The organism is Kitasatospora sp. CB01950 (genome assembly GCF_001905465.1).
In the GTDB taxonomy this organism is placed as follows: Bacteria; Actinomycetota; Actinomycetes; order Streptomycetales; family Streptomycetaceae; genus Kitasatospora.
This window is the reverse complement of the sequence record NZ_LISX01000014.1, coordinates 121,151-143,838: the sequence shown is the minus strand read 5'-3', so window position 1 is coordinate 143,838 and position 22,688 is coordinate 121,151. Positions and strand designations below refer to the sequence as shown.

28 protein-coding genes are annotated in these 22,688 nt (G+C 73.1%); 10 read left to right on the top strand and 18 right to left on the bottom strand.

Features of this window, described 5'->3' with window-relative positions; all coding sequences use genetic code 11:
* Position 1 precedes the first annotated feature (1 nt).
* Genes AMK19_RS28235 through AMK19_RS28220 form a run of 4 tightly spaced genes read left to right on the top strand, consistent with a single transcriptional unit; the run spans position 2 to position 1,848 of the window.
* Positions 2 to 244, top strand: a complete 243-nt coding sequence (locus AMK19_RS28235) for a hypothetical protein (RefSeq protein ID WP_073816618.1) — start codon at positions 2 to 4, stop codon at positions 242 to 244.
* Between the two features lie 37 nt (positions 245 to 281).
* Positions 282 to 866 (top strand): class I SAM-dependent methyltransferase, encoded by a 585-nt coding sequence (locus AMK19_RS28230; protein WP_073816615.1) that lies wholly within the window; start codon positions 282 to 284, stop codon positions 864 to 866.
* Positions 863 to 1,336 (top strand): GNAT family N-acetyltransferase, encoded by a 474-nt coding sequence (locus tag AMK19_RS28225; RefSeq protein WP_073816613.1) that lies wholly within the window; start codon positions 863 to 865, stop codon positions 1,334 to 1,336. The genes AMK19_RS28230 and AMK19_RS28225 overlap by 4 nt, the downstream gene beginning before the upstream one ends.
* Entirely contained in the window at positions 1,333 to 1,848 is a 516-nt protein-coding gene (locus AMK19_RS28220) for an NUDIX domain-containing protein (protein WP_073816609.1), read from the top strand. Before AMK19_RS28225 ends, AMK19_RS28220 begins: the two co-directional genes overlap by 4 nt.
* Positions 1,849 to 1,984: 136 nt before the next feature.
* Here AMK19_RS28220 and AMK19_RS28215 read toward each other — a convergent pair whose 3' ends face one another.
* Entirely contained in the window at positions 1,985 to 3,160 is a 1,176-nt protein-coding gene (locus tag AMK19_RS28215; protein WP_083647438.1) for a methyltransferase domain-containing protein, read from the bottom strand.
* A complete protein-coding gene (locus AMK19_RS38300; protein ID WP_274537006.1) occupies positions 3,157 to 3,291 on the bottom strand; it encodes a hypothetical protein in 135 nt (44 codons plus the stop codon). The genes AMK19_RS28215 and AMK19_RS38300 overlap by 4 nt, the downstream gene beginning before the upstream one ends.
* Positions 3,292 to 4,163: 872 nt before the next feature.
* Here AMK19_RS38300 and AMK19_RS28210 point away from each other — a divergent pair.
* Positions 4,164 to 4,739 carry an AAA family ATPase gene (locus AMK19_RS28210; RefSeq protein ID WP_241844628.1) on the top strand — a complete coding sequence of 192 codons (576 nt, stop codon included), beginning with the start codon at positions 4,164 to 4,166 and terminating at the stop codon, positions 4,737 to 4,739.
* Here the strand turns inward: AMK19_RS28210 and AMK19_RS28205 are convergent.
* From AMK19_RS28205 to AMK19_RS28190, 4 genes are read right to left on the bottom strand one after another with little or no spacing between them, the layout of a single operon-like run.
* A complete protein-coding gene (locus AMK19_RS28205) occupies positions 4,736 to 5,593 on the bottom strand; it encodes a hypothetical protein (RefSeq protein WP_073816606.1) in 858 nt (285 codons plus the stop codon). The genes AMK19_RS28210 and AMK19_RS28205 overlap by 4 nt on opposite strands.
* Positions 5,593 to 6,828, bottom strand: a complete 1,236-nt coding sequence (locus AMK19_RS28200) for a hypothetical protein (RefSeq protein ID WP_073816603.1) — start codon at positions 6,826 to 6,828, stop codon at positions 5,593 to 5,595. The genes AMK19_RS28205 and AMK19_RS28200 overlap by 1 nt, the downstream gene beginning before the upstream one ends.
* On the bottom strand, positions 6,825 to 7,538 hold the full coding sequence (locus AMK19_RS28195) for a hypothetical protein (RefSeq protein WP_073816600.1): 714 nt from the start codon (positions 7,536 to 7,538) through the stop codon (positions 6,825 to 6,827). The genes AMK19_RS28200 and AMK19_RS28195 overlap by 4 nt, the downstream gene beginning before the upstream one ends.
* Positions 7,535 to 8,779 carry a glycosyltransferase family 1 protein gene (locus AMK19_RS28190; RefSeq protein WP_241844627.1) on the bottom strand — a complete coding sequence of 415 codons (1,245 nt, stop codon included), beginning with the start codon at positions 8,777 to 8,779 and terminating at the stop codon, positions 7,535 to 7,537. The genes AMK19_RS28195 and AMK19_RS28190 overlap by 4 nt, the downstream gene beginning before the upstream one ends.
* A 41-nt stretch (positions 8,780 to 8,820) precedes the next feature.
* Here AMK19_RS28190 and AMK19_RS28185 point away from each other — a divergent pair, with 41 nt between their 5' ends.
* The 4 genes from AMK19_RS28185 (at position 8,821) to AMK19_RS28170 (ending at position 12,351) form a co-directional block, all read left to right on the top strand.
* Positions 8,821 to 9,756, top strand: a complete 936-nt coding sequence (locus AMK19_RS28185; RefSeq protein WP_073816595.1) for a helix-turn-helix domain-containing protein — start codon at positions 8,821 to 8,823, stop codon at positions 9,754 to 9,756.
* 17 nt (positions 9,757 to 9,773) lie between these two features.
* Positions 9,774 to 10,337 carry a peptide deformylase gene (locus AMK19_RS28180; RefSeq protein ID WP_073816592.1) on the top strand — a complete coding sequence of 188 codons (564 nt, stop codon included), beginning with the start codon at positions 9,774 to 9,776 and terminating at the stop codon, positions 10,335 to 10,337.
* Positions 10,338 to 10,813: 476 nt separating this feature from the next.
* Positions 10,814 to 11,596 carry a helix-turn-helix transcriptional regulator gene (locus tag AMK19_RS28175; protein ID WP_143200435.1) on the top strand — a complete coding sequence of 261 codons (783 nt, stop codon included), beginning with the start codon at positions 10,814 to 10,816 and terminating at the stop codon, positions 11,594 to 11,596.
* Between the two features lie 122 nt (positions 11,597 to 11,718).
* Complete coding sequence (locus AMK19_RS28170) at positions 11,719 to 12,351, top strand: hypothetical protein (RefSeq protein WP_143200434.1); 633 nt, start codon at positions 11,719 to 11,721, stop codon at positions 12,349 to 12,351.
* An 849-nt stretch (positions 12,352 to 13,200) separates the two neighbouring features.
* Here AMK19_RS28170 and AMK19_RS28160 read toward each other — a convergent pair.
* A complete protein-coding gene (locus AMK19_RS28160; RefSeq protein ID WP_443135048.1) occupies positions 13,201 to 13,743 on the bottom strand; it encodes a GNAT family N-acetyltransferase in 543 nt (180 codons plus the stop codon).
* Between the two features lie 88 nt (positions 13,744 to 13,831).
* A complete protein-coding gene (locus tag AMK19_RS28155) occupies positions 13,832 to 14,827 on the bottom strand; it encodes an aldo/keto reductase (RefSeq protein WP_073816578.1) in 996 nt (331 codons plus the stop codon).
* Positions 14,828 to 14,924: 97 nt separating this feature from the next.
* Here AMK19_RS28155 and AMK19_RS28150 point away from each other — a divergent pair, with 97 nt between their 5' ends.
* On the top strand, positions 14,925 to 15,644 hold the full coding sequence (locus tag AMK19_RS28150) for a TetR/AcrR family transcriptional regulator (RefSeq protein ID WP_073816575.1): 720 nt from the start codon (positions 14,925 to 14,927) through the stop codon (positions 15,642 to 15,644).
* Positions 15,645 to 15,652: 8 nt separating this feature from the next.
* Here the strand turns inward: AMK19_RS28150 and AMK19_RS28145 are convergent, their stop codons facing one another.
* The 10 genes from AMK19_RS28145 to AMK19_RS28120 all read right to left on the bottom strand — a co-directional run bounded on the left by AMK19_RS28145 (position 15,653) and on the right by AMK19_RS28120 (position 22,681).
* Positions 15,653 to 16,747 carry a helix-turn-helix domain-containing protein gene (locus AMK19_RS28145; protein WP_073816574.1) on the bottom strand — a complete coding sequence of 365 codons (1,095 nt, stop codon included), beginning with the start codon at positions 16,745 to 16,747 and terminating at the stop codon, positions 15,653 to 15,655.
* A 55-nt stretch (positions 16,748 to 16,802) separates the two neighbouring features.
* Entirely contained in the window at positions 16,803 to 18,071 is a 1,269-nt protein-coding gene (locus AMK19_RS28140) for an MFS transporter (RefSeq protein WP_073816572.1), read from the bottom strand.
* A 4-nt stretch (positions 18,072 to 18,075) separates the two neighbouring features.
* Positions 18,076 to 20,655, bottom strand: a complete 2,580-nt coding sequence (gene lanKC / locus AMK19_RS28135) for a class III lanthionine synthetase LanKC (RefSeq protein ID WP_073816571.1) — start codon at positions 20,653 to 20,655, stop codon at positions 18,076 to 18,078.
* Positions 20,656 to 20,688: 33 nt separating this feature from the next.
* Complete coding sequence (locus AMK19_RS36200; RefSeq protein WP_158071958.1) at positions 20,689 to 20,862, bottom strand: hypothetical protein; 174 nt, start codon at positions 20,860 to 20,862, stop codon at positions 20,689 to 20,691.
* 28 nt (positions 20,863 to 20,890) lie between these two features.
* Positions 20,891 to 21,061 carry a hypothetical protein gene (locus AMK19_RS36195; RefSeq protein ID WP_158071957.1) on the bottom strand — a complete coding sequence of 57 codons (171 nt, stop codon included), beginning with the start codon at positions 21,059 to 21,061 and terminating at the stop codon, positions 20,891 to 20,893.
* Between the two features lie 20 nt (positions 21,062 to 21,081).
* A complete protein-coding gene (locus AMK19_RS36190; protein WP_158071956.1) occupies positions 21,082 to 21,243 on the bottom strand; it encodes a hypothetical protein in 162 nt (53 codons plus the stop codon).
* A 14-nt stretch (positions 21,244 to 21,257) separates the two neighbouring features.
* Positions 21,258 to 21,425, bottom strand: coding sequence for a hypothetical protein (locus AMK19_RS36185; RefSeq protein WP_158071955.1), 168 nt, complete (start codon positions 21,423 to 21,425; stop codon positions 21,258 to 21,260).
* 70 nt (positions 21,426 to 21,495) lie between these two features.
* Positions 21,496 to 21,663 carry a hypothetical protein gene (locus AMK19_RS36180; protein WP_158071954.1) on the bottom strand — a complete coding sequence of 56 codons (168 nt, stop codon included), beginning with the start codon at positions 21,661 to 21,663 and terminating at the stop codon, positions 21,496 to 21,498.
* A 78-nt stretch (positions 21,664 to 21,741) separates the two neighbouring features.
* Complete coding sequence (locus AMK19_RS28125) at positions 21,742 to 21,921, bottom strand: hypothetical protein (RefSeq protein ID WP_073816566.1); 180 nt, start codon at positions 21,919 to 21,921, stop codon at positions 21,742 to 21,744.
* A gap of 184 nt (positions 21,922 to 22,105) precedes the next feature.
* Positions 22,106 to 22,681 carry a GAF domain-containing protein gene (locus AMK19_RS28120; RefSeq protein WP_073816563.1) on the bottom strand — a complete coding sequence of 192 codons (576 nt, stop codon included), beginning with the start codon at positions 22,679 to 22,681 and terminating at the stop codon, positions 22,106 to 22,108.
* Between the last annotated feature and the right edge of the window lie 7 nt (positions 22,682 to 22,688).

Genomic DNA, 22,688 nt, shown 5'->3' with positions numbered 1-22,688 from the left:
GATGGCCGGCCGCCACCGCCGCCCGCCCAACGGCGAGCAGGCGGCCCTGCCCGCCGACGTCGACCTGAGGCTGCGCGCCATCACCCAGGGCTGCACCGTCACCGAGGAAGTCGTCGCCACGCTCCCCGGCGGCGCGCACCCATACGCCTACCGCACGCTCTACCGGCCCGACGGCACGGTGGACCGGCTGTTGGAGCGCCTGGCCCCCGGCCCGCTGCAGCCGCCCGGCCTGCGCGCCGACTGACCCGTCCACAGGAAACGTCCGATCGAGAGGAACAGCTGTGCCCGCCGCCGACCACTGGAACGACCACTACCAGCAGGGCAAGGGATTTCGTCCCGTCGCCGAGGCCGAGGTCGAGCTGCTCACCGAGCATCTCGGCCCGGGCACCGGCCGGTGGGCGCTCGACCTGGGCTGCGGCACCGGCGAGTACGCCGCCGCCCTCCACGGCCTGGGCTTCACCACGACGGGCGTCGACTTCTCCGAGGTCGCCGTCGCCACCGCCCAGGACCGTCACCAGGACCGCGACGGGCTCGACTTCCAGCTCGTCGACGTGGACCGCGACGGCCTGGGCCTGCTCCCGACGGGCGGGTTCGACCTGATCACCTGCCGGCTGTTCCTGCCCTTCGCCGACCTCGTCCCCACCATCGCCGGCGCCCGCCGCCTCCTCGTCCCCGGAGGTCAACTGCTCGTCACCACCCCGCTCGCCGAACACCAGCGCGCCGGCTGGGAGTCGATCGGCCTGCGCTCGGCCAGTCTTGACCTACTGCGCTCCTTCGGCTGGGCCGCCACGGTCGAGTACCCGCTCGACGACCTGCTCTGCCTCCTGCTGACCACACACCCCGCCCTGCAGAGGACCCGCCGATGACCCCCACCGCCGCGCGGCCCGCCATCCCCGAGGACGCCGACGAACTGCTGCGCCTGCGCGTCGCCGTCCTGGACGGTGGCCCGCTCACCGACGAGTGGCGCACCACCTTCCGCGACGACATGCGCCAGCGCCTGGGCACCGACCCGAACCTGCTCGCCTATGTCGTCCCCACCGACAGTGGCCTCGCCGCGTGCGCCATCGGCATCGTGTACCGCGGCTACCTCGGCCCCGCCTTCCCCACCGGCCTGTGGGGCCGCATCCACACCGTGGCCACCGACCCCGCCCACCAGCGGCGCGGACACGGCCTCGCCGTCACCACCGCCCTCGTCGAGGCCCTCCAGGACCGCGGCTGCGGAGCGGTCGAACTGCGCGCCACCGCCGCCGGCGCACCCCTCTGCAGCTCCCTCGGCTTCGAGCCCATCGACGGCTTCATGACGCTGCGCCCGGGCCCCGGCGGGTGGGTACGGTGACCGCCTTCGTCCCGCCCGAGCAGTTCGTCCCGACCCTGCCGCACGGCGTCTCCTACGCCGGCGTGTTCTTCACCGACCATGACGACCGGCCGCTGCTGCTCACCTCCGTCCACCACCCGGGGGAGTACCAGTACCCCGGCGGCCTCCTCGATCCGGGCGAGGACCCGTGGACGTGCGCCCTGCGGGAGACTGCCGAGGAGATCGGCTTCGTCCCCGCCTCCCTCAACGGCGCACCGCGCCTGCTGTTGCTCTCCTTCACCCCGCCCGAACCGCCGTGGCCGTGGAAGATCGGCGTCACCTTCGACGGCGGCCGGCTCAGCGACCAGGAGATCCAGCGGATCACCCTCGACCCCACCGAACACAGTGGCCACGCCCTACGCACATTCGAGGACTGGTCACCCATCGTCGGCCCGCGCCGCCTGCTCACCCTGCGAGCCTCGCTCACCGCCCGCCGCACCGGCGGCGCGGAGTACCTCGTCTCCCAGCCCCGAATGCCGGGCGAGAACGGATGACCACCCCTGCCCGCAGCTTCCCCACGAAGGAGAGCGCTTGAAGACCCGCCCGCCGGCATCATGGCCGGCGGGACCATCCCCGCGCGTGCGGGGAGCAGGTCTCACGCTTGTTGTTCTTCGGCATCCAGCACCGACGTCAGTGTGCGGGCGGGTGCCAGGGACGGCCGGGGTCGTCGAGCCACACCGTGCGGGTGCCGGTCGTGGTGACGGTCAATCCGAAGCGTTCGTAGCCGGGCTGGCCTGCCTTCTCCCAGGCGGTCCAGGCGGTGTGGATTTCGTCCCACAGCCGGCGGGGTCCGCTCTGGCGTACCTCGAACTCGCTGCGGTCGGGGACGGAGTCGACCGTCGCCCAGGACGTCACCGCGGTGTCGAAGAACCACCACGTCACCATGTCCCCGTACGGCGCCCGACGATAGTAGACGTCCGGCAGGGCGGCGCCGATCGCGAACTGGGCGAGCCAGGAGCCACCGATGCTCTCCGGGTCGAGGCCGGTGACCGACGCCCGGGCGTCGCCCGGCCAGTCGCCGGGCAGGTATGCGTCCACCGGCGGAGCCTGGTAGCGCTGCTGACGCATCCGCATGAAGTCCGACGCCCCGGTGAACCGCCCGGCAGCGCTGCGTCCGTCGTCGGCGACCTGGAGGCGGGCGGTGGCACCGCCGCCGAACAACGTGGCGATGGGGGCGACGATCACTCCGCCCGGCACGGTCTGACCGATCCACGCGACGGGGAGGTCGGTGACCAGACTCGAGCAGGTGGCGATCAGCCGATCGGCCCGGCCGCCCGCTCCGACCGCGGCGTCGGCGCCGTCCCCGACCAACACCCGCACTCCGCCGAGTCCCGCCGCGGCGAGGTTCTTGCGCGCGAGGCCAGCGACGGCCTCGTCGATTTCGACACTCACCACCTTGTCCGCGCCGAGGCGGTGCGCCAGGAGCGCGGCGTTGAAACCCGGCCCGGTCCCCACCTCCCGCACCCGGTGCCCGTCCTCGACACAGAGGTCACCGAGCATCCGCGCCACCATCGTCGGCATGCTCAGACTCGACGTGAAGTCCTGCCGCCCGCCGGCCTCGTCGCCGTCGTCCCACTGCGTGATCGCCGCCGTGTCCCGATAGGCACCGGCCAACCACCCTTCCGGGTCCGCGTTTTGGTCACGCCGCACCGCCACGCCGTCGACGAACTCCCAGTACACCGGTGGCAGGAACAGATGCCGCGGGACAGCCTCGAACGCCCCCCGCCACCCCGCGTCCAGCACACCCGCACCCGCCAGCCGATCGGCCAGCGCCACCTGGGCGCCCGCCGCCACGTCGCCGCTCACTTCTTGTGCTTCGGGTCCGGCACCGGGCCCTGACCGTCCGGACTCGGCTTCGGCCCGATCGCCGGACCACCCGGCTTCGCATGCGCCCCACCACCACCGTCCTGCGCCCCGCCCTTGCTCTCGTCACCCATGGTCGATCCCCTCTCACGCAACGAAACCATCATCGTGGCGCGCACCCAGAGCTGGACACAAGACCGCGCCGCCTCGGCCGGCGACGGCGCGGGGAGGGCGACCGCCGCCCCAGCTGCGACACCATCGGGTGGCCCCCCGCGAGCGAGGAACAGCTGATGTTGCGCCGAGAGCCTGGGACCATCCCGCGCGTGCGGGGAGCAGGGGTGGTGTGGCAGGACCGGGACTGGACGGTCGGGACCATCCCCGCGCGCGCGGGGAGCAGGGTGGGGAGCAGCGCGCGCTCGCCGGGCTGGAGGGACCATCCCTGCGCGTGCGGGGAGCAGACTCGTTGACCTGCGGTGTTACGCGCCGTCGACCGGGAAATGACCCACTTTCAGAGATTCAGACATAAGCGACCTTTCTCTCCTTGCGGGTGCTTCCGGTGCGGTCGGTTCATGGTCGACGCCGCTCGAGCCCGATGGCGCTGCCCTTCGGTTGTGCTGTGAAGGTGTCAAAGGGCGGTGGCGCGCGGGTGGATGTTCCCACGGCAGTACGACGCCCGTGTGTACGGGGAGCAGCTGGCCGTAATGCCCGTCAGCCTGCTGGCGCCGAGACCATCCCCGTGGGCGCGGGGGAGCAGGCCGCCGCCGAGCAGCTTGCTGCCACCACCCCGGGATCCTGCCCGCGTACTGGGGAGCAGGTCGTTGGTGAGCCCGGCGATCGCCAGCAGCTTGTCGCCAATCGCGTGTTGTCGTGGCACTCGCCCATGAGCCGGCGGTCCTTGGGCATGTCCTGGAGGGGGTCGGCCCGCCCCCGGACTCCTCGGTGGTCCGTCGCGCTGTTCTCACCGATCTCGCCCGGTCGTCGTCGCAAGGGGAGGATGATGGATCGCGTGGACGAGAACGATTTCGGTGCGGCTGCGGGTCCAACGGTGCCGGTGGTGCACCGGGGAACGGCCGGCGCGGCGTCCGGCGGTCTGACGCCGACGGTGTTCCTGCTGGTCGGGCTGACCGGTTCCGGGAAGACCACGTATGCCACGCGGGTGCTGGAGCCGGCGGGTGCGGTGCGGCTTTCGGTGGACGAGCGGGTCCATGCCCGGTACGGCCGCTATGGGGTGGACTACCCCGAGCACCGGTACTTCGAGCTGGAGGCTCCGGTGGTTGCGGAGGTCCGCGAGCGCCTGGCCGAGTTGGTCGCTGCTGGGACCGATGTGGTGCTCGACCACGGGCTGTGGCTCCAGCGGGACCGCGACCAGTGGAAGAAGCTGGTCTCCGAAGTCGGCGGGCGGTGGCGGCTGCTGTACTTCCCCGTCCCGAAGGGCGAGTTGCTGCGGCGTCTGCGGGAGCGCAACCAGCGGGACGATGCCAACGCGCTGACCGTGACGGCCAGCGCGTTGGACGATTTCTACGAGCGGTTCGACGTCCCCGAGGACGAGGGCGAGGAGACCGTCGAGTCCGGCTCGTTCTAGCCGAGCGGTCTGGTCGGCGGGCGCCAGGTGTCCACGATGTGCTGGGCCTCCTCGGCCCACCAATCGGGGACGGCGGCGAGGGTGACCGGTCGCAGCCCGAGCGTCTGCACGCCGATCCGGCCGCGGTTGCGTTCCAGGTGGGCGAGGACCTGACGGGCTTCGCTGTGGCAGGCCGGGCCAAGGCTCTCCCAGCTCCCGGTCGCATAGTGCTCGGCTCGTCGACGCACGTCGGCGGCGACGCCGTGTCGCCACTTGAAGTGGTGCACGACGATCGGGGGTCGGTTGACCGGGCGGTGGCCGGGGGCGCGGTGGTTGCCGGAGGCGACCCGTACGGACGAGTGGGCGAGGACGATCTTGCGGGGGTCGCCCCGGACCACGTGGTGGGTGACGAACCCGCCCAGCGGATACGCCGTGTCCAGACCGCCGGCGGTGTCGAAGCCGGTCAAGGAGCCGTCGGTGGTGACCCGGTCGAGCATCAGCCCGCGTACGGTGCCGACGCGGTCCGATTGCGCTTGGGCGATGGCAGCGGCGATACCGGCCGGGTAGGTCTGGAGTTCGTCGGAGTCGGCGAGCAGATGCCAGCCGTCCCCGGCCCGGCAGCGGAGTTCGTCGCGCAGGGTGCCGTTGACGCTCTCGTGCCACGGCCCGGTGCTGAGGACCTCCGGGGTGATTCCGAGGCTCCTGCAGGCGGCGCGGAGGGCTTGGCGGCGGTCGTCGGTGACGTGGTCGGGGAAGTGGAAGGCGAGGTGGAAGCGGGTGACGCCGAGCGTGCGGTAGTGGGCCGCGAAGGCGGCCAGCAGCTCGGGCTCGACGGGGCCGATCACCGAGATCAGCGGTGGGACGGACAGGGTCATCAGGTCGGGTCTCCTTCGCCGGTGAGCCGGGTGTAGGTGTCGGTGAGGTACGCGGTCTGCTGCTGGGCGGTGGGCAGGCCGAGCGCGCGGACGTCGTCGGGGCCGGGCCGTCGGGGCGCGTTGAGGTGGGCGGTGTTCAGGGCGTGCACCAGGTCGTCGGGGTCGCCGGCGGTGAACAGCCGGGCCCAGCCGCAGCCGGCCAGTGTGCGGGTGAGCTGGGGGTCGTGGTCGGAGGCCAGCAGTGGCACCTGGTAGCGGACGGCGTCCGTGACCAGCCCGGACTCCTTCGCCACCCCGCGGTGGCGGGAGACGAGGACCAGGTCGGCGGCGGCGTGCACGGCCCGGATCTCCGGCTCCTCCGCCCGGCGGTCGATGAGGTGCAGCCGCACGTGCCTGAGGGCCCGAATCCGGTCCAGCAGGTCGGCGTCGAGCGGGTGCCCGGCGACCAACAAGTGCAGCGGCCGGTTCAGCCGGGCGAGCGCGGCGGCGATGGTGGGGATGTCCTTGTGCGGCCACCAGCCGCCCACCAGGGCGACGGCCTGCTCGCTCGGTGGGATGCCGAACGCGGTCCGGGCCGGCTCCCGCTCCCGCTCGCCCACAGGGGCGTCCGGGCCGATGACGGCGAAGGGTCGCACCTGCGCGTCCAGGTGCGGCGCGTTCGCGGCGACGTGGGCACGGACTCCGCCGGTCGGGCACAGTGCCCGTACCGCGGGCCCTCCGGGCCGGTCGAGGCGTCGGAGCCATCGGGCGGGGGTGGTCGAGACCTCGTGGACGAACCGTAGATGGGGGAGCCTGCCGAGGCGGGCGGCGGTGTGGTGCAGGGCCTCGCCGGCGGTCAGCACGACCACCGCGCCGGGCCTCTCCCCGGCCAGCACGGCGCGGGCCGTGGCCAGGTGGGCCGCCTCGGCCAGGCACCGGGCCAGCAGGGTGACCTGGTGCGGCACCCGGCGTGCCGACCGGGGCAGTCGGCACGCCCGGGCGGTGCGGATCGCGGCGGCAGCCAGGGTGCCGGTGGCCCGCGCCGCCGCCCACAGGGCACGGGCAGCGGGCCCGACCGGGCGGTCCACGAGCCAGGCGCCGGCCCGGGTGACGGTAGTGGCGGTCTCACGGTCGGTGCCGCCGAGCACGACGGCCACCGCCTGGCCGGGGGCGGCGGTGGCGAGGGCTGCGAGGACCCGTGGGGAGTGTCCGGCCGCTCTCGGCTCGATCAGCACGAGCCGCCCCTGACCCGTCATCGGGCACCCGCGGGGAGGGCGGCGCCGTGGGCCTGGTGGAAGCGCCGGTGCAGCCAGGCCGGGTCGTTGATCAGGTCGAACCCGGCCGCCTCTGCGCGGTGCCCGGAGTCGGCGAAGGAGACGCCCTCGCGGGCGCCGAGCACCGCCCACTCCCCGTACGCTCCGTCCCCCTGGTCGGTCCAGGAGGCGATCCGGAACCGGGCGTCGGCCGGCGCAGTCCCGTACTCGCAGCCCCGCGTGAGCATCGCGCACTCGCGGAAGCCGGCCTTCCAGGCGTGGAACGGGCTCTGGTCGAACCTGGTGATCCCGGCGACCACCTTGGCGAACTCCACCTTCCCGGGCAGCGCGGCGAGCACGTCGAAGGCGTCGCCCAGCTGTCGCAGAGTGGCGGTGCGGATGAGCTTCATGCCGCCGTAGCCGTAGGTCAGGCCGTTGACCGGGTTCACGGCCTGCCACACCCGCATCGCCACCCCCTCGGCCAGCGGCGCGACGGCGGACGCGTCGAAGCGGTCGTCGATCTCGAAGTCGCCGTCGGCGAGGAAGAACGCCTCCGAGTCCACCGCGTCGGCGCACAACCGGTAGGCCCGGCGCATCCCGTGGACGCCGTGCAGGCGCTTGACCGGCCGGCCCAGCACCCGCTCGGTGCGGGCGTGCAGCACGGAGGCCAGCGGCTCGTCGAAGGAGAGGAACACCGCGTCGAAGCCGGTCACGCCACGGCCTCCAGGTAGCGGGCGGCGATCACCGCGGGGGCCAGGGACTCGGTGGATGCCCTGGCGTAGTCGGAGTGGCCGGCGTAGAAGGCCGGGTCGCCGGCCAGCCGGGCGGTGATCTTCACGGCCTCGGCGGGGGTGTCGAACAGCAGGTCGGGGTGGATGTGCTCGGCCATCCAGCCCAGACGGGGGGAGATCACCGGCAGGCCCATGGCCTGGCAGTCGATGACCGACAACGACCACGGGCACGACGGCCGGTGCGGGGCGATCCCGATATGGGCGGCGGCCAGCACCTGCCGGTAGCGGCCCCGGTCGCCGCCGTCGGAGGCCACCTCGACACCCGGCAGGGCGGCGAGGACGTCGCGGAACCGTTCGGGGCTGGCGTCCAGCGCGGTGCGGCCGGCCCGCCGGTTGCCGAACAGGTCCATCACCGTCAACCGCAGGGCGGGTGAGGCCAGTTCGACGGCGAGCCGCACGAACTCCTCGCTGCCGTAGTGCGCGTACAGGCGGTGGTTGTAGACCGCGCTGAGCGGCGTCCCGTCGGCCGGGCCGGGGGCGTCGTCGCGGACCAGGGCGGGGTCGCGTGGCGGCGGCACGATCCGCAGCCTCTCCCCGAGTTCCAGCCCGGCCCGGCCGGCCGCCGAGGTGAGCCAGCGGGCGGCGGTCTCGGAGTGCACAAGCACCCGGTCCAGGGCCTCCACCCCTGCGAGGAAGGTCAGAAGGACCGGTCGTCCGAGGCCGCCGTCGTTCAGCGACGGGTCGAGCAGCAGATTCGCGCGGTCGAAGGAGAACGGCAGGTAGTGGCAGTAGCCCGCGAGGACGGCACCGCTTCCCGCCTCCAGCATCGCGGCGCGGACCAGCGGCGCCGACTCGACCTGGTTGGCCACGACCACGTCCGGGCGGGTCCGCCGCAGCAGGTCCGCCAGGAACGCGGTGTCGCCGTCGAACCGGGCCCGGTACTTCGTGCACGGCACCGCGGTCGGCACGAAGCCGACCCGCCGGTCGGTGACCGGGGCCGGAGCGGCGAAGACCGCCTCCGTGCCGGCGTCGACCAGCGCGGGCAGCAGGGTGTCCGCGACCACCCAGCCGGAGTCGGCCGACAGCCGGTCCGGGTTGGAGATGTTGAGCAGGTACAGCACCTTCGGCATCAGGGCCTCCGTCGCCTCGCGCCACCCCGTCCGGGTGGCTGCGGAGACCAGGACAGCGGGGGCTGGGCCGGTGACGGGATGCTGAAATACCATCACTCACGGTTCATTCATCACTCATTGGGGGCGAGCGCGGGATGACCGAAGCCGATCCGGTCGAGCAGGCCGCAGAGGCGTTCGCCGCAGAAATCTCCTACTGGCGTGAGGTGCGGGGCCTGTCCATGCGGGGCCTGGCCCAGAAGATGGGCTTCGATCCGTCCTACGTCAGCCACATCGAGTCCGGCCGCCACCGGCCGACCGAGGAGTTCGCCCGCCTCGCCGACGAGGTGCTGAACGCCGGTAAGGCGATCCGGCGCCGCTGGACGGAGTTCGACAGCGTCCGCATCCGCACCCGCCCGCAGCAACCGCCGGCCCCGCGCCGGACCGAGCAGCCGTATGCCTCCGGCTCCGCCCTGGTCGTCGAGCACGACGAGGCCCGGCTCCACTTCGACGGCTCCGCCTACCGGCTCACCATGCGTCGCCGCCTGCGGAACACCGGAGTTGAGCCCATCACCCGCTACCTGATCCGGATTTCCGTCGACCGCTACCCCGGAGAGCCGGAACGCTCCAACGCCCACTACCGTGAACACCCCCTCACCTGGGACGAGTTGGCGCTCGCCGCCGAATGCGAGGGCGAGGCGATGCGCTGGCAGGCCAAGCACGACCGCGACGCGTTCAAGGAGGTGTGGCTGCTGTTCGAGAACGAGGACGGACGCTTCCCCCTCTACCCCGGTGACGCGACCTGGATCGAGTACGCCTACAGCGTCACTGAGGACAAGTGGGGCCACTGGTTCCAGCGGGCCGTCCGCCTGCCCACCGAGCACCTCCTGGTCCGCCTCGACTTCCCCGCGAACTTCGACCCGGTCGTCTGGGGCACTGAGACCTCGATGACCGCCGAGGCGGTGCCGCTGCGGACCGCACCCGAGCGAAGGGAGGCCGACGGTCGGCGGACCTTCACCTGGTCGACCGACGACCCCGCCCTGCACGCTCGCTTCCGCCTCGAATGGCGGTTCCGAAACCCCCACCAGCAGTAATCCACCAAGGAGTTCAGGTGATCGAGGTGCGGCCCAGCCAGCACATGCAGAACCTCGGCGTCGTCCAGCAGGGCGCCGACATCCTCCACCGCCCCGCCGCCCCGTTCGACCTGCCCGCCGAACGCGAAGCCGCCCAGGCCGTCATCGACCAACTCTTCGCCGCCGTCGACCGGATCGGCCGCGTCCACTCCTTCGCCAAGGGCATGGGCCTCGCCGCACCACAGATCGGCCTCGACCGCGCCGCCGCCCTCGTCCTCCCCCCGAACCCGGACGCCGCCCCAATCATCCTCCTCAACCCCCGCGTCACCGACGCCTCCGACAACGCGGACGAACAGTACGAGGGCTGCCTGAGCTTCTTCGACGTCCGCGGCAAGGTCCCCCGCCCACTGCGGATCGAGGTCACTGCAACCAGCCTCGACGGCACCGAGACCGCGACGGTCTACGAGCGAGGCTTGGCCCGGCTCATCGCCCACGAGATCGACCACCTCGACGGCCTGCTCTACACCGACCGCATGCGACCCGGCATCCACCCCATCCCCGTCGAGGAGTACCGGGGCACGGGGTCCACCTGGACCTACTGACCTGCTCCGGCTTCGCGACGGGTGGGTGCCGACCTCAAGGAGACCGGCACCCCCGTTCTTCCGCCGGTGATGGTGGGACCATCTCCGAGCGCGCGGGGAGCAGGCACCGAGCTGACGACCCTTGCCCGGGCCGGGCTGCACGGGCCCGAACGGCGGAATCCCCGGTGCGCGCGCCCTCCCACGTCGGCCGGTGCGGCCAGGTATTTGGCGCGTTCAGGTCATCTTTGGGCGGGTCCGCGCCAACTGTCCCGTTGCCCCGGGTCCGGGCGGGTCGGACGCCGCCACACGGCAGGTCCGAGGAACTGGGTTCGAACGCCGAGGGCGGGCGACATGGCACGGCATCTCCGGGTGGCGCACCACGGGCGGCGCGGGCCTTCCGGCGAGGAGCCGGTGAGGCGGACGCGGCTCGCCCAGCGGCCGGGCTGCGCATCACCGAGCCGGCATGCTTCGAGGACCACCGGTCTTTCAGGGCGGTGGTGACCGGGGAGTCGGACGAGGCGGTGCTCCTCGTGTCGTTGATCCGCTCCGGGTGCCTGGTGCTGCGGGCCAGCGGCCGTGAGGAGTTCGTCGACCCGGCCACGGGCTTTCTGCTGCGCCGCGGGGACGACGCGGCCGTCGCGCACCTGGCCCGCCGCCCCGACCTGAGCGCGGTGGTGCAGTTCCACCAGGACGTCCACGGGGAGTGCCCGGGCGCGTCCGGCCCGCAGGTTCTGCCGGTGGACGCGGGCCTCGGCCTGGCCCATCGGGGGCTTGTCGCCGCCTGCCGGGCCGGGGCGGACTCGTTCGAGGTGGCGGAGCGGGCCAACCGCCTGCTGGCCGGGCCGGTCGGCGGCCGCGAGCCTGCCGCCCGCCCGCGGCGCGCCTCCACGGTGGCTGCGCACCGCAGGCTCGTCCACCAGGCGTGCGCGGCACTGACCGACGGGCCGCCGACCGCGGGGCTGGAGGACATCAGCCGCCTGGTCGGCTGCTCGCCGTTCCACCTGAGCAGGGTGTTCCGGGCAGTCACCGGGCGCACGCTCACCGGCCACCGCAACCAGCTGAGGGTGCGTGCGGTGGTGGAGGAACTCGGGGACGCCCGACCGCTGCGAGAGCTGGCCGCGAAGCACGGCTTCGCCGACCAGGCCCACCTGACGCGGGTGTTCCGCCGGCACGCCGGCGAGCTCCCCAAGGTCGTCCGGGCCGCGCTGCGGGGGACGGCGGCTCCGGCGCGAACCGAGCAAGAATCTTCAACGCCGCGGACGCCGCCGTCACCAGAATGAGCGTGAACCCGCTGCACCGCGTCGGCGCGGTCCGGCTGCGGACCGACGACATGGCGCCCCGCTCAACCACGGAACGGCGACTCACGAACCGTCACGAACCCCGGAGAGTGGAGGGAACGTTCATGATCAGAACGAAGACCGCGACAGCACTCGGCGCGCTCTGCCTGGCTGCGGCCGGCGTCTCCGTCGCAGCGGCGCCCGTCTCGGCGGCACAGCAGGGCCCGGCGGGCCTTCTGGGCATCGGCACCCGGATCAACACGCTGGTCGACACCCCGCTGTACTTCGGCCCGGGGCTGAGCACCCCGCAGGTCGGCGTGGCCTGGGCCACCGACAACGTGGCCGGCATCTGCCAGATCTACGACAACAACAACAAGCGCCTGGTCCTGGGCATCGAGCGCCCCGGCCGCAACGGTGTCCAGTGGGCCAACACGGCCGGCTACATCTGGGACGACTTCATCTTCCAGAACACCGCCGGCTTCCCCTCCTGCCTGAGCTACGGCCCGAGGGTCACCCCGATCCGCAACACCACGATCTATTCGGGCCAGGGTCTGAGCACCCCGGGCGTCGGGGTCGCCTGGGCCGGCGACGACGTGGAGGGCATCTGCAAGGTCAACGACAACAACGGCAAGCGGATGGTCCTGGTCATCGAACGGCCGGGCCGCAACGGCATCCAGTGGGCCAACAGCGCCGGGTACGTGTGGGACCTCGACATCGCCGAGAACACCAATTCCCTGCCGGACTGCGGCACCGTGTAGGTCCTGGACACGCAGGAACCTCGGCCGGTGCACCGACCTGGGGTTCCTGCGCGCCACTGGGCCGCAGCCTGCGTCTGCGCGAAGGGACCATCCCCGCGGGCGCGGGGAGCAGCTCTCCCGGAGGAAGAACACCGAGCTCGGCGGCGGACCATCCCCGCGGGCGCGGGGAGCAGTCTTGTTGACCTGGGGCGTTATGCGCGGGTGGTGCGAGAATTTGCCACTCTCTGGAATTCCGGCATATGGGACATTGGTTTGCTTTCTTGTCTTTGTCGGGTCGGGGGCCCTCAGGACGGGGTCGGGGTTCTGGTCATCTGGTTCTGTGACGGGTGGTCGCGGTTGCGGGTTCGGCGGCTGGCCTCGCCGACAGCCTTCTCGATCCTGCCCGCGCCGCCGCCCTCGCGTGGCTGTTGAACCGCGCCGCTGACCGCGAACGGGCCGCGACGCCGTCGGTCGGTATGGCGGGCGAAGGGCGTGCGGAGTCTGTCGCCTGCACCGCCGGGGCTACCGGTCGGCGGCGCTGGACCCGCTGGCCCCTGCCGGAGCGTCGGCGGGTTCCGCGGATCGCCGGCGATCCGTGAGGGCGGAGGAGCTGTTCGAGGCCTTGCCGGGGGCGGCCTGCGGGCTCTCGCTCCGTGTGGGAACGGTAAGGCGGCGAGTTACTGGTCGGACTTCGGTCTCATCATGCTTTGGCCGGGGCGGCGAAGGTGGCCCCGAACATCGCGACCACGTGCTGCGCGCCAAGCCCGGTCGTGCGGCCCCACGACAGCCGCTCGTCCGGTTTCACCACCGTTCCGGGCTGCGGGGCGCTCCGCAGGGGAGCGCCCCGGTCGCGCTGCAGGGGCCGTTCCGTTACTGCGCGGCCTGCTTTTCCCGGGGTTCCCAGTCGTCCACCAGGAGGCCGAGGACGGCCTGATCGGCCCATCCGTCGTATGTCCAGGCGGCCCTGCGCAGTGTCCCCTCGCGGAGGAATCCGGCGCCGGTGGCCGCGGCCAGCATCGGGGCGTTGTCGGTGAGGGTCTCCAGTTGCAGGCGTTGCAGGCCCCGGACGGCGAAGCCGTACGCGCAGAGGGTGCGCACCGCGTCGGAGGCGAGCCCGCGGCCGCGGAAGGCGGGGCGCAGGGCCAGCCCGAGGTGGGCGGAGCGGTTGTGGGTGTCGATGCCCCAGAGCACCGCCTCGCCGGCCAGTTCGCCCGATGCCAGCTCCTCGACGGAGAACCACGCCACGTCGTCCTCCGGCCCCGCCACCACGAACGGGGAGTGGGCGGCGGACAGGGGCCGCCAGGGGCGGGAGTCGGCGCGCGACCGGGTGGCCACGTCCTCGTACAGCTCGGAGTGGAGTACCGGAATGTCGTCATCGTGTCGGGCCCGCAGCCCGATCGTCTCGCCTCGCATCACAGGCAATTACTAGAGGAAGGGCGGTAGTTGATCAACCGAATTGCCCCTGCTGTTATGGCGGCCATGGGATCCGCCGCGGGCCCGGTCAGCGCTCGCTGTCGAGCTGGGCCATGAACGGGGCGGCGTAGCGGGAGCCGGCGGCGGAGTCGGCGGGGACGGCCTGTTCGACGGCGGCGAGGTCGGCAGGGGTGAGGTGGAGGGTCTCGGCGGCGAGGGCTTCGGCGAGGCGGTCGCGGCGGCGGGCGCCGACCAGCGGGACGACGTCCTTGCCCTGGGCGGCGACCCAGGCGATGGCGACCTGGGCGACGGTGGCGCCCTTGGCGTCGGCGACGGCCCGCAGCGCCTCGACCAGGGTCAGGTTGTGGTCGAGGTTCTCGCCCTGGAAGCGCGGGCTGAAGCTGCGGAAGTCGCGTTCGCCGACGGCCCGCTGCCGGCTCCAGTGGCCGGACAGCAGGCCGCGCGAGAGCACCCCGTAGGCGGTGATGCCGATGCCCAACTCGCGGGCGACGGGCAGGATTTCGGACTCGATGCCGCGCGACATCAGCGAGTACTCGATCTGCAGGTCGGCGATCGGGTGGACGGCGTGGGCGCGGCGCAGGGTCTCCGCGCCGACCTCGGACAGGCCGATGTGGCGGACCAGGCCGGCCTGCACCAGTTCGGCGATCGCGCCGACGGTCTCCTCGATCGGGACGGCCGGGTCGAGGCGGGCCGGGCGGTAGACGTCGATGTGGTCGACGCCGAGGCGGCGCAGCGAGTACGCCAGCGAGGCCTTGACGGCGGCGGGGCGGGCGTCGATTCCGAGGAAGGCGCCGGAGGCGTCACGCTGGACGCCGAACTTGACGCTGATCACGGCGTTGTCGCGGTCACGGCCGCGCAGGGCGTCGCGCAGCAGCAGTTCGTTGTGGCCCATGCCGTAGAAGTCGCCGGTGTCGAGCAGGGTGACGCCGGCGTCGAGCGCGGCGTGCACGGTGGCGACCGACTCGGTGTCGTCGGCCGCGCCGTAGGCGTCCGACATGCCCATCAGGCCGAGGCCGAGGGCGGAGACGACTGGTCCGTCGGTGCCGAGGATGCGCGTGTCCATGAGGGGGTTCCCCGTTCGCTCGTGGTTAGCGGTGGTAGCGAGAGAAACTTAGCACTGATAATTCACTGCTAACAAGGATCCGGTAGCGTTGCTTCGCATGAGTGTAGAGACCTCCGCCGACCCCCGCGAGCGCATCCTCGCCGCCGCCGCCGAACTCCTCGCCGAGGGAGGCGCCGAGGCCATGTCCACCCGGGCCGTCGGGGCGGCTGCCGGCGTGCAGGCCCCCACCCTGTACCGGCTGTTCGGCGACAAGCAGGGCCTGATCGACGCCGTGGTGAACCACGCCTTCGAGCGCTACCTCGCCGAGAAGACCGCCCGCCCGCCCGGCTCCGACCCGGTCGACGACCTGCGCCGCGGCTGGGACCTGCACGTCGAGTTCGGCCTGACCCACCCGTCGTTCTACGCCCTGATGTACAGCGCCACCCGCTCGGGAGAGGCCGTCGAGGCCGCCGAACGGTCCGCCCGGGTGCTCACCGGCATGCTGGAACGCGCCGCCCGGGAGGGCAGGCTGCGCCTGCCGGTGGAGCTGGCCGGTCAGATGATCCGGGCCACCGCCCGCGGCGTCACCCTGACCCTGATCGCCGAACCGCCCGCCACCCGCGACCTCGCGCTGTCCGGCTGCACCCGCGAGACCGTCCTCGCCGCGATCACCGGCCGCCCGGCCCCCGCGCCCGACACGCTCACCCCCGCAGCCCTGGCCATCGCCCTGGACGCCGCGCTGCCCGAGCAGCCGCACCGGTTCACCGCCGCCGAGACGGCCCTGCTGCGCGAGTGGCTGCGCCGGCTGATGGACGAGGGCGGGATCAGCCCGGAGTGAGGGCGGGATCAGCCCGGAGTGTTGAGCGCCTGCATGATCAGCGCGGTGAGCTCCTGGCGGCGGCCCACCCCGGTCTTGGTGAACACCGATTTCAGGTGGTCCTGCACCGTATAGGGCGTCATCGCCAGCCGCTGGGCGACCTCGCGGGTGTCGGCGCCGCGGATCAGCAGCAGCGCGACCTCCTGCTCCCGGGCGGTGAGGCCGTACGCGGCCAGGTGCAGCGGGACGATGTGCGCCGGCGAGGCGGGGGTGGCGACCACGGTGACCTCGTCGGCCGCCGGGTCCGCGGGCAGCATCTCGCGCAGCGCGGCGGCGTGCAGCAGGTACCAGTGGCCGTCGTGGGTGCGGATCCGCACCGGGACGTGCGGGCTGGGCAGGCCGTGCGTGGCCCGGCGGGCGTGCTCGGCGGCCATCGCGATCGCGGTCGGGACGCGCAGCGAGGTCGGGGACGGGTCGGCGAGCCGGGACAGCAGCTCCTCCGCCGGACCGGACAGCGCGCGCGGACGGTTGTGCCGGTCCAGCAGGAACACCGCCGGCGTCGGGTCGGCGCCCGGCGGCCCGGCTGTCGGGATGTGGCTGGCGCGCAGCGCCTGGCCGAGCAACTTGGCCGCGGCATCGGCGAGTTCGCGCTGCTGCGCCGGGAACGGGCCGCGGTCCTCGACGCGCATGAACGCCGCGCAGCCCCACATGCCGCCGGCCGCGTCGAACACCGCGCGCAGCTCGTCGCCGAATCCGTGCCGGGAGATCTGCTCGCGGAAGCGGATGCTGCGCTGCGGGACGCCCCGGCTGGCCCGGCTGAGGGTCTCGGCGTGCACCCCGCTGTTGCGGATCTTCGGGAAGGTGGCCAGGTCGTCAGCCCACACCTCCAGGTGCACCGCGTCCTGGAACTGGCCGAGGTTGAGATCGTCGCTCTGCACCGAGTTGACCAGCCCGGTGGAGGGGTCGTTGGTGTGCCAGCACACCGCGTCGAACTCCAGCGCGGGGCGCAGGAGTTCGTCGGCACGTCGGAAGATCTGACTGCTGGTCAGGCCGAGTTCGGTGAGCTCCCGCAGGCCCTCGATCGCTGCGCGTGCGGCAGCGCGCCGCGGTCCGCGTAATCCCATGCGTCGGACGCTAGCACCTGTGTTCGGTTCGTGGCGACGGTGTGTGCGCGGATGCTCACGGCGTGACGGCGGCGGCCGCCTTGTGCACGGCCGGCTCGTCCGGCGGCGGCACGGCGCGGACCACCCGCAGGGCGAGCGGCGCGGCGAGCAGGACGGCGGCCGCGCCGGCCGCCGCGAGCGCCCACAGCGCGGCGCGGACGCCGAGAAGATCGCCCAGCAGGCCGCCGGTGAGCGCGCCGAGCAGGCCGAGCGCGCCGACGTAGACGTGCAGCGTCGCGGTGACCCGGCCGAGCGCGTCCTCGCTGGTGCCCGAGACCAGCACGGGGCTGAGCGCGATATTGGCGACGGCCCCGAACAGGGCGGGCACGCCGATGCCCAGGCCCGCCACCACCAGGGCGAGCGGCAGCGGCCCGCCGGCGGCCGGGTACAGCAGCGCGAGCAGCGAACTGGCGAAGTAGCACACCACGACGACCCGCCGGGCGTCGCGGTGCGGAGCGAGCACCCGCCCGGCCAGCGTCGAGCCGAGCAGGCCCAGCAGCCCGCCGGCCATGCCGACCAGGCCGTACACGCCGGTCGGGACGTGCAGGGTGTGCAGCAGGAAGATCCCGCCGAGGGCGCCGCTGCCCGCGCCGGTGAAGACCGGGACGGCCAGCATCAGCATCAGCACCCGGTAGAACCGGTTGCGGTACAGGACCTGGGCGCCGACCAGCGCGTCGCGCAGGAACGTCGACGGTCCGGTACGCGGGGGGCGGTCCAGCGGGGCGACGGGTTTCATGGCGAGCAGCGCGGTCGCGCTCAGCAGGTAGCTGACGGCGTCGATCGCCAGCGCCGTCGCGGTGCCGAAGGCGACGATGGCCGGGCCGGCCACCAGTCGGCCCACCAAGCCGGCACCGAGCTGCCCGCTCTGCAACCGGGCCCGGGACTTGGTGAGTTCGTCGGCCCCGACGACCTGGTTGAGGTGCAGGAAGTACACCACCTCGGTGACCACCGCCACTGCGCCGGCCACCAGCGAGAGGGCGATCAGCCAGGGGATCGAGACCACGTCGCCCGCCACGGCGGCGGCCACCGCGGCGATCGCCAGTGCGGAGACGGCGTCGAGCAGGACCAGCGCGCGCCGGGGCCGGCTGATCCGGTCGGCCAGCACCCCGGCCGGCAGTCCGAACAGCAGGGCCGGGAGGGTGCCGGCCGCGCCGATCAGCGCGAGCTGGCCGGGGGACGCGTCGAGGTGGACGACGGCGATCACGGGCAGCGCGATCGCGGTGAACAGGGAGCCGACGGTGGAGGCGGACTGCCCCCACCAGTACAGCGTCAGGTCGCGGGCCACCGGTTCACTCCGCGGGCGTGTCGAGGGTGAACAGCAGGTCGGCGCGGGGCGCGAGGACCTGGTCGAGAGCCAGCAGGACGCCGGCCGAGCCGGTCCACAGCTCGGTGCTGTAGCGGAGCAGGCCGAACCCGAGGAAGCACACCGTCCCGTCCTCCTGAGGCACCGCGTGCTTGTACAGCTGCCGGGCGGCCCGGACGGCCCCGGCGCGCGAGGCCTCGTCGCCGGTCAGCAGGGCGTGCTCGGCGAGGACGAACGCGAACCCGGCCGTGCCCGCGTACAGCGCGGGCAGCGCGGTGTGGCCGCCGTGCAGCGGGGCGAGCAGGCGCGGCAGTGTCTCGGTCAGCCGTTCGTCGGCGCCGGCGCGCAGGTACCGGGTGGCGACGTGCGCCAGGCCCGCCGAGCCGCAGTACAGGTACGGCATGGCGCGCTTGTCCTCGGTGGAGACCGGGAACAGCAGGCCCGTCGCGTCCGGGTCGGTGGCCCGGTCGAGTTCGGCGTGCAGCAGCTCCACGCCCCGGGCGAGCAGCGAGGTGTCGCCGGTGACCCGGGCGAACTGCTGGTATGCGAGGGCCAGTCCGGCGCGTCCGTGCAGCAGGCCGGTGGCGTCGTCGCGGCCGAGCCGGGACACCAGGTCCGCGCCGTGCGGCTGGGCGGCCAGCAGGGCGTGCGCGCGCTCGGCGTGGTGCGCGTCGCCGGTGCGGCGGTACAGCGCGAGGTGGCCCATCGCCAGGCCGGCCGCGCCGCCCTGCAGGGTGGCGTTCTGCCCGACCAGCGGGTGCGCGTCGGCGGTGTCCAGCAGGCTCCGGGCCTCGTCCAGCAGCCCGTGTTCGGCGAGCACCCAGGCGATGCCGGCCAGGCCGACGTACAGGCCGGGGGCGAGCTGGTCGGCGTCGGCGAGCGCGTCGCGGCGCAGCCGCTCCAGCGCGCCCTCGGGGGCGGCGATGCCGCAGCGGTTCAGGGTGTGCAGCACGCCGGCCGCGCCGAACAGCACGCACCGGGTGTTGCTGGCGTAGCCCTGCGGGACGGTCGGGAAGGTCCGTTGCGGGTGCTCGGGGTCGGCGGCGGCGAGCAGTCCCGCAGCGACGGCCTCGCGGAGGTCGGCGAGGTGGCGCAGCGGATCGGCGGCGACCTCCTGCGGCGACGGCAGCGCCGGGGACTCGCTCGGCGGGTGGTAGTGGGTGGCGCGCTTCCACAACGTCTCGGTGACCGGGGCGAGTTCGGCCAGGTCGTGGTGGAAGTGGGCGAGCGTCTCGGGCGCGCGGCCGACGGTGAGCGGCAGACAGCCCACCAGGGTCTGGGCGAGTGCGCTGACGCCGAAGTCGTCCTGGGCGGTACGGCCGTCGCGGTCCACGATGTGCTGCGGCGGGACGAACCCAGGCGTGCCCATTTTGCCGGGTGTGTCGTCGGGGCCGCAGGCGGTCTCGAAGTCGATCAGCCGGATGTCGTCCTCGGGCGTGACCAGGACGTTGGCCGGGCTGACGTCCTGGAACGTCCAGCCGAGGGCGTGCAGGCGCTCCATCGCGGCCTCGACGGAGGCGAGGATGCGCTCGCAGCGCGCGTAGTAGGCCGCGTACTCGTCGGGGGTGCTGTCGGCCTTCATCAAGGGGTGGCTGGTCGGCGGTATCCGGTTCAGCGACATGCCCTCGACGAACTCGGTGACCATGAACTCGTGCCCGCCGGCCGTGAACAGGGCGATCGGCTCCGGGGCGAGGCCCGGCGCGAGCTCGTGCAGGGTGGTCAGCGTCCGCCACTCCCGGTGCAGCCGGTCGACCGCGTCGTCCTCGCCGTCGCCCAGGCCGTGAAACGGACGGGCTTCCTTGAGGAACACCTTGCGGCCGGTCGCGACCTCCAGGCCCTCGTAAGTGCCGCCGCCGCTGGAGTGGACGATCGCGCCCTCGATCGAGAAGCCGCGCAGCACGACCGGCCCCTCGGGGCGGGGCGCGGCTTCGGGGTCGGCCGTGGTGAACGGGTCGGTGAAGCCCTCCGGCAGGTGGAACGAGGCGCCGCGCTTGTCCGGCACGGCCTTGCCGTCGGCGTCCCGGGTCAGCGAGGTGCGGTTGCCGTCCGCGTCGACCTCGTCGCGGCCCAGGTACGCCCCGTACCGGTACTGCACGGTGTCGCTGCCCGGGAAGCGCCGGTCGGTCAGGATCAGCGGGCCCTGCTCACCGTCCAGCGCCTCCCGCAGCGCCTCCATCAGCCGGCGGGCCGCCTCCGCGTCCACCGGGTACGCGGCGATGAACTTGCCGCTCTGCGGCCGTGAGGCGTGCTTGCGGTGCAGCCACCAGTACCAGTGGTCGGTGGCGAGGTGCTTGAACGCCACGTCCTGCGCGAAGCAGATCTCGGCGACGGTGTCCAGCACGGCGGCGGCCCGCGACCGACGCGCCGAGACGTGCACCTTCCAGCCGTCGTCGGGCAGTTCCGGCATCCCCTCCCGGCGCCACATGGTCCAGATCCCGCCCACCTTCCCGGACCAGCCTTCGGCGGGCCGACCCGGCGTGAACGGGTCGCCCTGCGGCGCGGCGGTGTCCAGCGGCTCGTAGTACTCCCGGTCCGCGACGGCGAATTCCGCCAGCGCCTCGGCCATGAACGTGCTCCTTCGTCCGGTGGGTGCGGGGTGTCAGCTGACGGTGGTGACGGGCGGCTTGACGACGCAGGCGATGCTCCACGTGCTGTAGAGGCTGGCCCCGTGCGCCTCCACCTCCGCCCCGTCGTCGGCGGTGGGCGTCTCCTGGAGGGAGAGCACGGCTTCGGTCTCGGCGTCGCTGTCCTCGGGGGTGCGGTCGGTGCTCATCAGCGGCCTCCGGGCTGGTGGTGCGAGGTCAGGACAGGGTGGGGTGGGTCGGGTTGGTGGGCGTGGTCGGGCACATGGCCACGCTGGTGTTGCTGACGGCGTGGGCCTCGACGTCGTCGCCGACGGCGGGCGCCTCCTGGAGGGAGAGCACGGCTTCGGTCTCGGCGTTGCTGTCCTCGGGGGTGCGGTCGGTGCTCATTTGCGGCCTCCCGGGGGGTGTCAGGACTCGGTGCGAATGGTCTTGGTGACGGTGATGTTGCAGCCGATGGTCCAGGTGCTGGCCTCGTGCGCCTCGACCTCCTTGCCGGTCTCGGTCTCCTGGAGGGAGAGGACGGCTTCGGCCTCGGCGCTGTCGTTCTCGGGGGTACGGTCGGTGGTCATCTACTGCCTCCGGGTCAGGCCTCGGTGGGGAGGGTCGGGTGGGTGGGCGGGCCGCACAGAGCCACGCTGGTGGCGCTCATGGCGTCGTGCGCCTGGACGTCGTCGTCGACGGCGGCCGCTTCCTGGAGGGAGAGGACGGCCTCGGTCTCGGAGGCGTCCGCACGGATCGGATCGGTGCTCACAGTGGTCTCCCGATGGGTGGTGCCGCCGGGCCGATCGGCCCGGCGGGACACGGCGGTGGCTCCGCGCGGCTCAGGGCTGGGTGTTCGTCCCGGGCAGGCGGATGTGGCAGGTGACGACGCTCCAGGAGCTGTAGGCCTGCTCCGGGCCCTCGTGGCCGGCCTCGGCGACGGGCGTCTCCTGGAGGGAGAGCACGGCGGCGGTCTCGGCCGCGTCCGTGACGGTGGGGCTGGTGCTCATGGCGGTCTCCTCGGCGGTCGCCGGGAGGGCCCGGGGCCGGGGCCGCGCCGGATCGGTGCGGGCCCGGCCCCGGGAGGGTCAGACCTGGGTCTTGGTGGGGGTGACGGGGCCCGTGCCGGTGCAGACAGCGATGCTGTAGCTGCTCGACCCACAGTGCGCCGCGACGTCGTCGCTGTTCTCGGAGGTCTTGGTCTCCTGGAGCGAGAGAACGGCCTCGGTCTCGGCGGCGTTGTCCTCGGGGGTCTGCTCGACGCTCATCGTGGTCTCCTTCGCTGGCGGGAATCCGGCTCAACTGCCGTTGAAACAAAGCTAGTTGTGTCCGCTTCAGGGCCGGTACGAGCCCGGTTCAGCGCCGGTACAGACCACCGCCCGCCGGTACAGACCACCGCCCGCCGGTACAGACCACCGCCCGCCGGTACAGACCACCGGGCGGCCGCCCCCGTCACCGGTCGGGGCGGTCGCCGATCAGCCGCTGCACCTCCGTCAGCAGCCGCACCGCGCGGTCGCGTTCGTCCGCGCCGGCCGCCGCCGCTGAGCCGTCCACGGCCACCCGCAGCGCCACCGCCGCCTGGCGGGCGAACAGTGCGAGCAGGTCGAGCTCCGGCAGCGAGGCCCGGGTGGACGCGGGGGCCGGGTCCAGCACCTCCAGGACGCCCAGCACCCGGTCGCCGTGGATCAGCGGGGCCGCCATCAGCGCGTCCGGCACGTACCCGGTGGACTCCGCGACGGTGCGGTCGAAGGACGCGCTGCGCCGCAGGTCGTCGACGATCATCGGCTCGCCCGAGCCGGCCACCCAGCCGGCGATGCCCTGACCTGCGGGGAAGCGGCGGCCGATCAGGAACTCCTGCCCCTGGCCGGAGACCGCCTGGAAGACCAGTTCGAAGGACTGGTGGTCGAGCAGCAGGATCGAGCCGGCCTGCGCGCCGAAGATGGCGCGGGCCACATCGACCACCGACTGCAGGAGTTCCGCCACCACCGGATCGGTGTTCGGCGCGGCGGGGGCGGTTGACTGGGTCATCTCGACC

Excerpts from the sequence above, each read along its gene's own strand:
- AMK19_RS28235 (WP_073816618.1), top strand. The coding sequence starts at position 2 with ATGGCCGGCCGCCACCGCCGCCCGCCCAACGGCGAGCAGGCGGCCCTG.
- AMK19_RS28225 (WP_073816613.1), top strand. The coding sequence starts at position 863 with ATGACCCCCACCGCCGCGCGGCCCGCCATCCCCGAGGACGCCGACGAA.
- AMK19_RS38300 (WP_274537006.1), bottom strand. The coding sequence starts at position 3,291 with ATGGGTGACGAGAGCAAGGGCGGGGCGCAGGACGGTGGTGGTGGGGCG.
- AMK19_RS28205 (WP_073816606.1), bottom strand. The coding sequence starts at position 5,593 with ATGACCCTGTCCGTCCCACCGCTGATCTCGGTGATCGGCCCCGTCGAG.
- AMK19_RS28200 (WP_073816603.1), bottom strand. The coding sequence starts at position 6,828 with ATGACGGGTCAGGGGCGGCTCGTGCTGATCGAGCCGAGAGCGGCCGGA.
- AMK19_RS28190 (WP_241844627.1), bottom strand. The coding sequence starts at position 8,779 with ATGGTATTTCAGCATCCCGTCACCGGCCCAGCCCCCGCTGTCCTGGTC.
- AMK19_RS28185 (WP_073816595.1), top strand. The coding sequence starts at position 8,821 with ATGACCGAAGCCGATCCGGTCGAGCAGGCCGCAGAGGCGTTCGCCGCA.
- AMK19_RS28170 (WP_143200434.1), top strand. The coding sequence starts at position 11,719 with ATGATCAGAACGAAGACCGCGACAGCACTCGGCGCGCTCTGCCTGGCT.
- AMK19_RS28160 (WP_443135048.1), bottom strand. The coding sequence starts at position 13,743 with ATGCGAGGCGAGACGATCGGGCTGCGGGCCCGACACGATGACGACATT.
- AMK19_RS28155 (WP_073816578.1), bottom strand. The coding sequence starts at position 14,827 with ATGGACACGCGCATCCTCGGCACCGACGGACCAGTCGTCTCCGCCCTC.
- AMK19_RS28150 (WP_073816575.1), top strand. The coding sequence starts at position 14,925 with ATGAGTGTAGAGACCTCCGCCGACCCCCGCGAGCGCATCCTCGCCGCC.
- AMK19_RS28145 (WP_073816574.1), bottom strand. The coding sequence starts at position 16,747 with ATGGGATTACGCGGACCGCGGCGCGCTGCCGCACGCGCAGCGATCGAG.
- lanKC (WP_073816571.1), bottom strand. The coding sequence starts at position 20,655 with ATGGCCGAGGCGCTGGCGGAATTCGCCGTCGCGGACCGGGAGTACTAC.
- AMK19_RS36200 (WP_158071958.1), bottom strand. The coding sequence starts at position 20,862 with ATGAGCACCGACCGCACCCCCGAGGACAGCGACGCCGAGACCGAAGCC.
- AMK19_RS36195 (WP_158071957.1), bottom strand. The coding sequence starts at position 21,061 with ATGAGCACCGACCGCACCCCCGAGGACAGCAACGCCGAGACCGAAGCC.
- AMK19_RS36190 (WP_158071956.1), bottom strand. The coding sequence starts at position 21,243 with ATGACCACCGACCGTACCCCCGAGAACGACAGCGCCGAGGCCGAAGCC.
- AMK19_RS36180 (WP_158071954.1), bottom strand. The coding sequence starts at position 21,663 with ATGAGCACCAGCCCCACCGTCACGGACGCGGCCGAGACCGCCGCCGTG.
- AMK19_RS28125 (WP_073816566.1), bottom strand. The coding sequence starts at position 21,921 with ATGAGCGTCGAGCAGACCCCCGAGGACAACGCCGCCGAGACCGAGGCC.
- AMK19_RS28120 (WP_073816563.1), bottom strand. The coding sequence starts at position 22,681 with ATGACCCAGTCAACCGCCCCCGCCGCGCCGAACACCGATCCGGTGGTG.